The sequence below is a fragment of the Bifidobacterium vansinderenii genome (assembly GCF_002234915.1).
GTDB classification, from domain to species: domain Bacteria; phylum Actinomycetota; class Actinomycetes; order Actinomycetales; family Bifidobacteriaceae; genus Galliscardovia; species Galliscardovia vansinderenii.
The window spans coordinates 1-9,626 of sequence record NZ_NEWD01000046.1 but is presented as its reverse complement, the minus strand read 5'-3'; the positions used below and the strand labels follow the sequence as shown (position 1 = coordinate 9,626).

Below are 9,626 nucleotides of genomic sequence, written 5' to 3'. Positions count from 1 at the left end.
CGACGTGCTGGTCACGGACGGGCTGCGCGGCGCGGAGACGGCCTGCAACGCCGTATGGCCGTCCACGCGGATCCAGCGCTGCCTGGTGCACGTGCAGCGCAACACGAGGGCCGACCTGACCTCGAAACCCAGGCTCGAGGCGGGCAGGGAACTCAAGAAGCTCTCCGACCGGCTCACCAAGGTGCATGACGCCGAGCAGGCGGCCAAATGGGGCGAGGCGCTCAACGCATGGCACCTGCGTTGGAGGGACTTCATCGACGAACGCACCCTCGCGAAGGACGATCCCGACAACCCGAAGGCCTCCAAACAGGAGTGGTGGTGGACGCATCAGGAGGTCCGCCGCTGCTACCGGCGGTTGGAGAAGCTGTTCCGCGAGGGCAAACTGTTCGCGTTCCTCGAGCCATCGCTGACCGCCGCAGGCCCCGTGGCGCGCACCACGAACCGTCTCGAGGGCGGCGTCAACTCGCCGCTCAAGCACGTGCTCCTCGACCACCACGGACTGCCCGAGGAGCACATGAGACGCGCCTGCGAATGGGTGTGCTACATGAAAAGCGGTTCCCCGGATCCCAAATCGCTGATCAGGCCCGAACACTGGAAACCCCTGCGCCGGGCGGCACGACCGGATGACAGCGGCGACGACGGATCTCCGCAATACGGCACAGGCGTCGACTGGAACGAGTTCCACACCCACACCGAATGGAACCAAACCGACTAGAAACCGAAGGCTAAAGCAACACTTTTGTTCCTATAGGCCCGTATTTCAGAACTTCGAGATTGGTGTCTGCAACATCCTCAAATTACTTCAGAACTCGAAGATAGGTGTCATGGAAGCCTGACGCTCAGCGGCAGCGGGTAGAGCTCGATCCGGGATCGCCTTTGGCGGGGCTGCGGATAACAAAAAACCTCGCCAGATCAATGATCTGCGAGGTTATTCGCTGGGGTACCTGGACTCGAACCAAGAATGGATGAACCAGAATCACCTGTGTTGCCAATTACACCATACCCCAATTGGCAAGCAAAACGGCCCTTGGCGAGCCGTTTCGTCGTCGTACCCCCAACCGGATTTGAACCGGTGTTGGCGCCGTGAGAGGGCGTAGTCCTAGACCGCTAGACGATGGGGGCATCTTCACTTTTCAGTGGCTGCGGCGTGAACCGCAACGAGTGATTAATATACGCGAATGCCTCCCTCGTCGCAACTTACGGCGTGTCGCAAGCATTTGCAACGGTTCTGAGCATCACACCATGGCACCCTTGGCACGCCAGCCCCGCCACCAGCGCCACCCCGCTACCACCGCAACCGCCATCCATCCCGCAATTCACAGCATCAAACACCCGTCTCAACCGCCTCGAGACGGGTGTTTGGCGCTGTGAAGAGCAGATGTTCCCGCATACCGAATATTCGAGTCTCATACATTCCGGCATACGAATGGCATAGACGACGCACCCCATATGACATGACCGGTGCAGCAGGCAGCTGCCAGCATGCGACGAAGTCAGCAGATACAGGCAGATGCCCGCAGATACGAAAAAGGCTCCGGTGTTTGCCGGAGCCTTTGCTTGTACCCCCAACCGGATTTGAACCGGTGTTGGCGCCGTGAGAGGGCGTAGTCCTAGACCGCTAGACGATGGGGGCATCTTCACTTTTCAGCTGCTGCGGCGTGAACCGCAACGAATGAATAATTTACGGGAGCATTCCATTTTCGTCAACTACGGCGTGTCACATTGTGACCCTTTGGTTGACAAAACCGGTTTCATTGCTCTTCAAGCAACCATTTTTCATGATTGCGACGGCCCGATCACATCAGCCCGACCATGACAGCCCGAGCACAATACCGCCCGTTCACTCCGCCACTCCCGAAGGCAATCGGATACGAGTACGCAGGGCACGCACATACGCAAGTGGGGCGCCCGCCTGTTTCGACGGACACCCCACAACACACAACACGCAACATGACCGCGAATGCCAGTGGCCGTACCGATAGTGTGATCACACTATCGAGGCAACGATCACGCAGCCACGCAATGCGCAGTCCCGGTCGCGGCACTCAGTCGATCACGCCACGCTCACAGGTGCTCGCGCAGACCCTTCAGACGAGCCACGGTCACGTCCTTGCCGACGATCTCCATGGACTCGAACAGCGGCGGGGACACGCGGCGGCCGGACATGGCCACGCGCACCGGACCGAACGCCAGACGCGGCTTGTAGCCGCCCTCTTCCACGAGCACCTTGCTGAGCAGCTCGTGCAGCGGATCGGTCTTCCACTCGGCCTCGTCCACGCCCTCGAGTGCGGCGATGGCCTTGTCGAGCACGTCGGCGGCGGAATCCTTGAGCTGCTTGCGTGCGTCGGCGGCGGGCTCGATGTAGCCCTCGGTGGACAGCAGCGAGCCGACCATGCCGGCCACTTCGCCGAGTAGGCGAACGCGCGGCTGCACGAGCGGGGCGGCAGCCGTCAGCACGGTCTTCTCACGGTCGGTGAGCGCATCCCAGTTGTCGGCGGAGACCACGCCGTCGCGGTGCAGGTACGGCACGGAACGACGCAGGAAGTCTTCGGGCTCGAGCGCGCGGATGTGCTCGGCGTTGATGGAGATGGCCTTGTCGATGTCGAAGCGGGCCGGGTTGGCCTTCACGTCGCGCACGTCGAACTTGGCGATCATCTCGTCCATGGAGAACACGTCGCGGTCGGGGGCGATGGACCAGCCGAGTAGCGCGAGGTAGTTGAGCAGACCCTCGCGGATGAAGCCGGCGTCACGGTGGTTGAACAGGTTGGACTCCGGGTCGCGCTTGGAGAGCTTCTTGTTGCCCTGGCCCATCACGTACGGCATGTGGCCGAACAGCGGCGTCTGCTTGGCGATGCCGAGCTCGATCAGGTAACGGTAGAGCACGATCTGACGCGGGGTGGAGCTGAGCAGATCCTCGCCTCGCAGCACCACGTTGATGTCCATCATGGCGTCGTCCACCGGGTTGGTGAGCGTGTACAGCGGGTCGCCGTTCGGACGCACGATCACGTAGTCCGGCACGGAGCCGGCCTTGAACTCGATGCGGCCGCGGATCAGATCGTCGAACGCGATGTCCTCGTCGGGCATGCGGATGCGCAGCGCGGGCTTGCGGCCCTCGGCGCGGAAGGCGGCCTTCTGCTCCTCGGTGAGGTTGCGGTCGTAGCCGTCGTAGCCGAACGCCTTCGGACGACCGGCGGCCACGTTGCGGGCCTCGATCTCCTCGGGCGTGGAGAAGGATTCGTAGGCGTAGCCGGCCTCGAACAGCTTGGCGGCCACGTCCTTGTAGATGTCGGTGCGCTCGGACTGGCGGTACGGGCCGTGGGGGCCACCAACGTCGATGCCCTCATCCCAGTCGATGCCGAGCCAACGCAGGGATTCGAGGATCTGGTTGTAGCTTTCCTCGGAGTCGCGCTGGGCATCGGTGTCCTCGATGCGGAACACCAGCTTGCCGCCGGTGGCGCGGGCCTCGGCCCAGTTGAACAGAGCGGTACGGATCATGCCCACGTGCGGGGTGCCGGTGGGCGACGGGCAGAAGCGCACACGAACGTCCTTGGGAAGTTCGGGCTTTGCTGCGGACTTTGCGTTTTCAGAATGCTCTTCAGTCATACGCCCTATTGTGCCGCGCCGACGCGACGGATACCAGACCGTTCGCGGGACGTTATGAGGAACGGTTCCCCATACCGACGGCGAACGGTTTCGCCGCGGACATCATATCGATGGTTTAGTGTGGAACATGTTGTGCGATAAGTGAAGACGGCCAACAAGAGAAAACCGTTGCGACCCGTGAGGATCCGACAAGGAGAAGACTATGTTCTGCACGAGCTGTGGTGCCCAAAACGACGAATCGAATATGTTCTGCACCGTGTGCGGCACACCGTTGGAGCACGATTCCGTGCAAGAGTCGAACGCGACGCCGAATGCCGACGACGGCAAGAGCCATGTGCATGTCAACAATCAGGGCTATGGCTACGGGCAGCGTCCGATGGACTTCCGGAATGCCGGCGCGACGCAAATGCCGACTCCAATGGCACAGTCTCCGGCACCCCAGCCGTCGATGGCGCAGACTCCGTCAATGTCACAGCCATCGATGTCCACGCCCGCCGGAACCACGGCGCCCGGTACGGCGGGAATGCCCAACGCCGGTACTGCGGCCGTGCCCGCCCCGGTGCAGAACCGGGACAAGATAATCGCCATCATCGCGGCATTCGTGGCCGTCGCAGCATTCGGAGGTATCGCCGTTTCCGCGCTGACGCCTCGGGGCAACTCCACTTCTACCGCGCCAGCACAATCTGCACAGTCCGCGCAGTCCAGCCAGTCCCCCACATACGGCGGTTCAGATGAGGCGAGCACGGGCACGCCGGAGCAGGCCATGGGCAAGGTCGTGTCGGTGAGCGCGGGTGGGTCCTTCGATCTGGCGGTGGATGCCAACGGCAAGGCGTGGGCGTGGGGCTACAACGGCCATGGACAGCTCGGCAGCGCGACCGGCAGCGACTCCCAATCCACCAAGCCGGTGCAGGTGGCGATCAAGGGCACGGTCACCAAGGTGGCGGCCGGCACCGATCACGGTCTGGCGCTCACCTCCGACGGCAGCGTCTGGGCGTGGGGAGCGAACGATCACGGTCAGGTGGGCGACGGCAGCGCGGCAGTGTCGGTGGGCAAGCCCACCAAGGTGACCGGCCTGTCCGGCGTCACCGACATCGATGCGGGCGACCGCTATTCTCTCGCACTGAAGTCCGACGGCACGGTGTGGTCGTGGGGCTATGGCGACGGCGGCCGCACCGGTCATGGCATCGGCAACAGCGAGGATACGCTGGAACCGCAGCAGATCGCCGGCCTGTCGGGCGTGATCGACATCGGCGCGGGCACGAAGCATGGCATCGCGCTCACGAATTCCGGCGAATACACGACGTGGACGTGGGGCGGCGGTTCGAACACCGACGGCCCGGTGCCGATCCCGAACGCCGGTGATGTGGCTGCCGTGGACGCGGGTAACCAGTATTCGATCGTGCTGCATCGCGACGGCACGGTGCACGGCTGGGGCCAGAACGACAAGGGCCAGCTCGGCGACGGCAACCCGAAGGCGTGGCAGGCGCAGCTGGTGGACGCGGAGGGTATGCCGAGCATCACGGCGATCTCGGCCGGCGACTCGCACGTACTGGCACTTGGATCCGATGGCAGCGTCTGGGCATGGGGCCTGAACGACAAGGGCCAGCTGGGATCCGGCAGCGGTTCGAGCACGGTCCCGGTGCAGGTCGGCGTCTCGAACGCCACCGCGATCGGGGCGGGTGGCAGCCGCAGCGTGGCCGCCACCTCCGACGGTCAGGCGCTGAGCTGGGGCGACGGCACGAGCTCGCCCACGGAAATGAAGTAGGTCTCCCCGCTTAGCGGTACACAAATCGAAGATACGACTCAGTCCTCGTTGAAATTTCAAGGATTGGATTGGGTATCTTTGTTTTGTGTACCGGGGAGACGCCCTTAGAACCCCCTTTAGGGGCTTTCCCGGTACACAAAACGAAGATACCCGACCTGAACGTTGGAATTTCAACGGCCTCGATGGCGTATCTTCGATTTGTGTACCGCTATAGGGGCATACTGTGGGTTTTGGATCAATCGATTTTCTGGCCGATCGGCGCGCAGGCTCCTCACCTTACTGTTCTCCGTCATCGACCGTGGCGCGCAGGCACGCGCAGGAGGCAAGGTGAAGTGAACAAGGTCAGGCAGTATCTTCCCACCGTGATCGCGGTGATCGTTCTTGTGGCGGTGTGGGAGGCGTGGTGCCGTCTCGGCAACGTCTCCCCCATGATGATCTCCTCGCCGAGCGAGATCGTCCAGGCGACCATCGAGACGTGGCCCACGCTCTGGCCGGCCACCACGGTCACGCTGTACGAGGGCGTGGTCGGATTCCTGCTGGCGGTGCTGTTCGGCGTGATGATCGGCATCGGATTCCACTGCTCGCGCACGCTCAACGCCGCACTGTTCCCGCTGCTGGCGGCCGCGCAGACGATGCCGCTGATCACCATAGCCCCGCTGTTCATCATCTGGTTCGGGTTCGAGACGTCGGGCAAGATCGTGATCGTGGCCGTGTTCGGCCTGTTTCCGATCGCCGTGCAGACCGTGCGCGGCCTCGACGCGGTGCCGCAGTTCTACTCCGATGTGGCGCTCACCTGCGGCGCCACGCGCACGTGGACGCTGTGGCATGTGAAGCTGCGCGTCGCGGCACGGCAGATCTATGGCGGCGTACGCATCTCCGCCGCGTACATCTTCGCCACAGCCGCCACGGCCGAATATCTGGGCGCGCGCAAGGGTCTGGGCATCTGGCTGCAGGCGGCATACAACTCGTTCCGCACGCCGCTGATCTTCTCCGCCACGTTCGTGATCGTGTCGCTGACGGCCGTACTCATGCTCGTCGTGAATCTGTCGGAGCGTGTGCTGCTCGGCCCGGCGGGCGACGACGAGGATCCCGACGCCGAGGAGTAGTCCGACCGTCGTTGTTCGTTCGATCAGAGCAATCGATCAGAGATTCCCATAATCGCACAATAGTCACCACTACATTTTCACCACACAATGTGGGAGAATGAGAGCGGATCAACGAATGTGCACGGCACGACACCGCCCGACGATCACCTTCGCACGACGGCGACGACGCGCACTTAAGGAAGGGATATCTATGACCGATCCGAACAACAACGGGTACACCGGCGGCAATTCCAACCCCTACGGGCAGAACGGCCAGTCGGGCTACGGCCAGAACTACGGACAGTCAAGCAACGGCGCCAACCCGTACGGACAGCCGAGCCAGCCGGCATACGGACAGCAGCCGGGCGCGAACCCCTACGGCCAGTCCCCCTACGGTCAGACCGGCGGTCAGACGAGCGGCAGCCCGTACACGCAGAACACGAACCCGTACGGACAGCCGGGCTCCAACCCGTACGGACAGCCGGGCGCGCAGCCCAGCCCCTACGGCCAGCCGAGCGCGAACCCGTACACGCAGAACACCAATCCGTACGGACAGCCCGGTCAGCCCGGCTACGGTCAGCAGCCGCCGATGGCGCCGACTCCGCAGTACGGCGGCCAGAACGCCTACAGCGCCACCGGCGAGCCGCCGCTGTGGGCCCCTTGGTACGGCATCTCGTTCCCGAACGCGATCGTGCGCTTCTTCAAGAAGTACGCGGTGTTCCACGGCCGCGCCTCCCGCAGCGAGTACTGGTGGTGGTTCCTGTTCAGCGCGATCATCGGCGCGGTGTTCAGCCTGCTGAGTTCAGCCACCGATGGCAGCACGATCATCGAAGGACTGGAAGGCATCTGGAACCTTGCGGTTCTCGTGCCGGGCGTGGCACTGGCCATCCGCCGCATGCACGACGCGAACCGTAGCGGCTGGTGGGTGCTGTTGCCGTACGGCCTGATCGTGCTCGCGATCATCGTCATGCTTCTCGGCGGCGGCGCGGCCTTCTGGGCTGCGGCCGGCAACGGCGGCGTTGGCAGCGGCGTGAGCAGCGTCGGTCTGATCATTGTTGGACTCCTGCTGATGATCGCCGGCGGCATCACCAGCATCGTGCTGTATATCGCACCGAGCGACCCGCAGGGTGCGCGCTTCGATCGTCCGAACGCGTGACCCGCTGAAGCGTCTTACAACACTGGCTCCCCTCAGTCCGCTACGAGAACTGAGGGGAGCCAGTTGCGTATTGGGGTGTATTAGGACACCGGAGCCTTACAGCTCCACGGTCTCCTTGCTGGGGTCGTCTTTGATGTGGGCGAACTTGGCGGCGAGCGCGGCCTTGCTCTTGGCCTCGTCCTCCTCGCGCGCCTTCTTCTTGGCCTCGGCCGGATCCCACAGCACGTCCTCGCGGTGCTTGCGCCACTCGGTTGCGGCGGGTTCGGCAAGCACGTCGATGAACTTCGCGGCGCCGTCGTTCTCTGGACCGGCGAGCGCGATCTCGCGCAGCTGCTTCACGGTGTCCAGGTCAAGGAACACGCGCGGCACGCCCAGCCATTCGTCGAACTCGTTGAAGTACAGCACGGCGGGTAGTGCGGCCTTGAGCGCGGTCTCCTCGTCGTCGCCGGCGGTGAGCGCCAGCATCTGCGCGAACGCGGCGGCGCCCAGCGCATAGCGGCCGGGCAGGTCGTCGGCGGCCAGCGCGGAGCCTTCGGCAGCTGCGGCGGCGATCAGTTCACGCGCGGCCGCGACGGTGTCGTCATCCCACACGTCACCGAGCTGGGCGGCAGCCTCCACGATGCGTTCGGCATTGCCGTCCTCGGAAAAATCAACGGTGGTGTCGTACGCGTCGTTGGCGTTCAGCAGCGCATCGACCAGCGTCTGCGGACGGCCGGGGATCTCGTCGGCGCCCTCGTACACGTATTCGGCGTCGGGCATGGTCACGTCCTCGTCGGTGAGCGCGATGGCGAACTGCCTCGTCACGCGCACCTGGAAAGACTCGGCGTACTTCACGTCGTTGTCGATCTGCACATGATCGTGCAGGGGCCACAGATCGGTCAGTTCCTTGCCGACTTCGATGGCAGCAGTGGTGGCCGGCAGCTGCTTCAGCGCGGTCACGGAAGAAATCCATGCGGTATTGCTCATACTTTCAGTATGGTCGCGCTGACGGAGAAAACCGGCGGTTTTCGCCAAGTTGACCCGCGTTCAGGCGGTTTTCGTGACCAAGATCACGTTGCCGCCCAACGGAAATCCGCTGCGGGCGCGACTGGAGGAACGAGGCCCGTGCCCGCTGCGCGACTACTGCACGACTATTGCCGACTACTGCACGCCGGCGGCCGGGTCGGCGTATGCGACGGCGAGCAGTTCGCGCGTCTCGGAGTCGAACGTGAACGACGTGACCGAGGCGAGCGCGGTGTGGCGTTTCCACATCCAGTGCTCGGCGCTGCCGGTCTCCATGAGGTGACGGAACGAGTAGATCGGCGATTCGTGGCTCACGACGATCACCTGCTCACCGGGGTATTCGCTCACCTTCTCGTACACGAAGTCGCTCATGCGCTGGCCGATGTGATCATAGCTTTCGCCCCACGACGGCTTGTGCAGGTTGCGGATGAGCCGCAGGTTCTCCGGACGCCACAGCGCGCCGTCGCCGTGGCCGATGCGCTTGCCGCGGAACTCGTTGCCGGCCTCGATCACGCGCTCGTCGGTGGTGAGTCCGAGCGGCTGCTCGCCGCGCTCCTCACGCACCGAGTTGAGTGCCTTGAGGATCTCGCCGGCGGTTTCGCGCGTGCGGTCGAGCGGCGACGAGTAGACGGCGGCCGCATGGTTGAGCCCGGAGTGCGCGGCGATGTACCGGGCCGTGGCCTGTGCCATGCGCACGCCGCGCGAGGAGAGATGGAAGTCGGGCAGTCGTTCGTAGAGCACGTGGTTCGGGTTGAACACTTCGCCGTGACGGACCAGATGGATGGTGGTTGCGGGCATCGTCGATGAGGCTCCTTTGCTGGGATCGTCGGACGGATTCGTCGGGATGGACTCGTCGGCCGGATTCGCTGAACGAACCGAGGGGACAGTCGCCAACGACGAACATTGTTATCGCTGTCATCCAGTCTACCCGCGCACGATCGGCTTTCCCGCTGTCGGAACAGCATACGCAGATCGGCGGGAACGGACGAGGAGCAACGAGCATGTTCGCGTCTGT

Annotated in this window: 7 protein-coding genes and 3 tRNA genes; 4 read left to right on the top strand and 6 right to left on the bottom strand. The window is 63.8% G+C overall.

Features of this window, described 5'->3' with window-relative positions:
- A partial coding sequence (locus Tam10B_RS12470; protein ID WP_143248656.1) for a transposase occupies window positions 1-715 on the top strand: 715 nt, incomplete at its 5' end.
- Between the two features lie 220 nt (window positions 716-935).
- On the opposite strand, the gene Tam10B_RS12465 is transcribed toward Tam10B_RS12470, so the two are convergent.
- From Tam10B_RS12465 to gltX, 4 genes are all read right to left on the bottom strand, one after another.
- A tRNA-Gln gene (locus tag Tam10B_RS12465) sits at window positions 936-1,007 on the bottom strand.
- Between the two features lie 42 nt (window positions 1,008-1,049).
- Window positions 1,050-1,122: transfer RNA gene (locus Tam10B_RS12460), tRNA-Glu, on the bottom strand.
- Between the two features lie 438 nt (window positions 1,123-1,560).
- Window positions 1,561-1,633, bottom strand: a tRNA-Glu gene (locus Tam10B_RS12455).
- Window positions 1,634-2,064: 431 nt separating this feature from the next.
- A complete protein-coding gene (gltX, locus tag Tam10B_RS12450; protein ID WP_093961560.1) occupies window positions 2,065-3,603 on the bottom strand; it encodes a glutamate--tRNA ligase in 1,539 nt (512 codons plus the stop codon).
- Window positions 3,604-3,805: 202 nt separating this feature from the next.
- On the opposite strand from gltX, the gene Tam10B_RS12445 reads away from it, so the two are divergent.
- The 3 genes from Tam10B_RS12445 to Tam10B_RS12435 all read left to right on the top strand — a co-directional run bounded on the left by Tam10B_RS12445 (window position 3,806) and on the right by Tam10B_RS12435 (window position 7,609).
- Entirely contained in the window at window positions 3,806-5,368 is a 1,563-nt protein-coding gene (locus Tam10B_RS12445) for an RCC1 domain-containing protein (RefSeq protein WP_093961559.1), read from the top strand.
- A gap of 332 nt (window positions 5,369-5,700) precedes the next feature.
- Window positions 5,701-6,474: an ABC transporter permease gene (locus Tam10B_RS12440; RefSeq protein ID WP_233133726.1), complete on the top strand. Its 774-nt coding sequence runs from the start codon at window positions 5,701-5,703 to the stop codon at window positions 6,472-6,474.
- A 190-nt stretch (window positions 6,475-6,664) separates the two neighbouring features.
- Window positions 6,665-7,609, top strand: a complete 945-nt coding sequence (locus tag Tam10B_RS12435; protein ID WP_158214219.1) for a DUF805 domain-containing protein — start codon at window positions 6,665-6,667, stop codon at window positions 7,607-7,609.
- A gap of 96 nt (window positions 7,610-7,705) precedes the next feature.
- Here the strand turns inward: Tam10B_RS12435 and Tam10B_RS12430 are convergent, their stop codons facing one another.
- Window positions 7,706-8,575, bottom strand: coding sequence for a hypothetical protein (locus Tam10B_RS12430; RefSeq protein WP_093961556.1), 870 nt, complete (start codon window positions 8,573-8,575; stop codon window positions 7,706-7,708).
- A 174-nt stretch (window positions 8,576-8,749) separates the two neighbouring features.
- The gene (locus tag Tam10B_RS12425; RefSeq protein ID WP_093961555.1) at window positions 8,750-9,409 is read right to left on the bottom strand and encodes a histidine phosphatase family protein; all 660 of its coding nucleotides are present in this window, start codon (window positions 9,407-9,409) and stop codon (window positions 8,750-8,752) included.
- Between the last annotated feature and the right edge of the window lie 217 nt (window positions 9,410-9,626).

Bases quoted from the DNA above. Each gene is read 5' to 3' on its own strand.
- gltX (WP_093961560.1), bottom strand. From the start codon at position 3,603: ATGACTGAAGAGCATTCTGAAAACGCAAAGTCCGCAGCAAAGCCCGAA.
- Tam10B_RS12430 (WP_093961556.1), bottom strand. From the start codon at position 8,575: ATGAGCAATACCGCATGGATTTCTTCCGTGACCGCGCTGAAGCAGCTG.
- Tam10B_RS12425 (WP_093961555.1), bottom strand. From the start codon at position 9,409: ATGCCCGCAACCACCATCCATCTGGTCCGTCACGGCGAAGTGTTCAAC.
- Tam10B_RS12445 (WP_093961559.1), top strand. From the start codon at position 3,806: ATGTTCTGCACGAGCTGTGGTGCCCAAAACGACGAATCGAATATGTTC.
- Tam10B_RS12435 (WP_158214219.1), top strand. From the start codon at position 6,665: ATGACCGATCCGAACAACAACGGGTACACCGGCGGCAATTCCAACCCC.